The organism is Azospirillum sp. OGB3 (assembly GCF_014192915.1).
Lineage (GTDB): Bacteria > Pseudomonadota > Alphaproteobacteria > Azospirillales > Azospirillaceae > Azospirillum.
Window position 1 is genome coordinate 1 of record NZ_JACHYN010000059.1, and the last position, 1775, is coordinate 1775.

General features: G+C 68.8%; 2 protein-coding genes. Both read left to right on the plus strand.

The features are described from left to right. Position 1 precedes the first annotated feature (1 nt). A complete protein-coding gene (locus FHW79_RS32215) occupies positions 2-682 on the plus strand; it encodes a GntR family transcriptional regulator (RefSeq protein ID WP_183182679.1) in 681 nt (226 codons plus the stop codon). Between the two features lie 41 nt (positions 683-723). Then, positions 724-1775, plus strand: a 1052-nt coding sequence (oxc, locus tag FHW79_RS32220) for an oxalyl-CoA decarboxylase (RefSeq protein ID WP_183182680.1), incomplete at its 3' end; no start/stop codon positions are given.

The following is a 1775-nucleotide window of genomic DNA, read 5'->3' on the forward strand; positions in this document are numbered from 1 at the left end:
GATGAGTTTCTCGGTCGCACCCCTGGATCAGGGGATGAGCTTCAAGGCCAAGGCCTACCAGGCGCTGCGCCAAGCCATCACCCAGATGGACATCTACGGCGGGCCGAGCGAGATCCGCCTCGACGAGCGCCAGCTCTGCGAGGCGCTGGGCGTCAGCCGCACCCCGGTGCGCGAGGCCATGGCGCTGCTGGAGCAGGAGGGCTTCATCCGCTCCATGCCCCGGCGCGGCATCTTCGTCGTGCGCAAGACCAAGGCGGAGATCATCGAGATGATCACCGTCTGCGCCGCCCTGGAGGGCATGGCCGCCCGCCTCTTCGTCGAGCGCGCCGACGAGCGCGGTATGGCCGACCTGCACGAGACCTTCGACCGCTTCGCCGAAGGCGAGCTGGCCGACCACGTGCTGGAGTATTCCGATGCCAACGTCGCCTTCCACCAGTCGATCATCCAGGCCTCGGGCTGCACGCTCATCGCCGACCTGACCGACCGCTTCTTCATCCACATGCGGGCCATCCGCCGCGTCACCATGCGCCGCGGCGGCCGGGCCGAGACGTCCATCGTCGAGCACCGCGACATCATCGACGCCCTGACCCGGCGCGACGCCGACCTGGCCGAGCGGCGGGTGCGCGAGCACACGCTGGGGCTGGCCCGCCATGTCGAACAGCACTGCGATTTTCTCGATTGACCGATCGTGAACCGAATAAGAGTCGGGGAGGAGTAACCCTTATGTCAGCCGTCACAGTCCTCAACAACCAAGCCACGGCCGCCACCGATGCGGAACCGGCGCTGACGGATGGTTTCCAGCTCGTCATCGATGCCCTCAAGCTCAACGGCATAGAGAACCTCTACGTCGTGCCGGGCATCCCGATTTCCGACCTGCTGCGCATGGCCCAGGGCGAGGGGCTGCGGGTCATCTCCTTCCGCCACGAGCAGAACGCCGGCAACGCCGCGGCGATCGCCGGCTTCCTCACCAAGAAGCCGGGCGTGTGCATGACCGTCTCGGCGCCGGGCTTCCTCAACGGCCTGACCGCGCTGGCCAACGCCACCACCAACTGCTTCCCGATGATCCTGATCTCCGGCTCGTCGGAGCGCGAGATCGTCGACCTGCAGCAGGGCGACTACGAGGAGATGGACCAGCTGGCCATCGCCAAGCCGCTGTGCAAGGCGGCCTTCCGCGTGCTGCACGCCCAGGACATCGGCATCGCCGTGGCCCGCGCGATCCGCGCCGCGGTGTCGGGCCGTCCGGGCGGCGTCTACCTCGACCTGCCGGCCAAGCTGTTCTCGCAGGTGATGGACGCCGCCGAGGGCGCGCGCTCGCTGGTCAAGGTGGTCGACGCCGCCCCGGCGCAGCTGCCCTCGCCGGACTCGGTGGCGCGCGCGCTTGAGGTGCTGAAGGGTGCCAAGCGGCCGCTGATCATCCTCGGCAAGGGCGCGGCTTACGCGCAGGCCGACGAGGCGGTGCGCGAGCTGGTCGAGAAGAGCGGCATCCCGTTCCTGCCGATGAGCATGGCCAAGGGCCTGCTGCCCGACACCCACCCGCAGTCGGCGGGGGCGGCGCGCTCGATGGTGCTGAAGGACGCCGACGTGGTGGTCCTGGTGGGCGCGCGGCTGAACTGGCTGCTGTCGCACGGCAAGGGCAAGACCTGGGGCGAGCCGGGGTCGAAGACCTTCATCCAGATCGACATCGAGCCGCGCGAGATGGACAGCAACGTGGCGATCGTGGCGCCGCTGGTCGGCGACATCGGGTCGTGCGTGTCGGCTCTGACCGCCGGGATGGC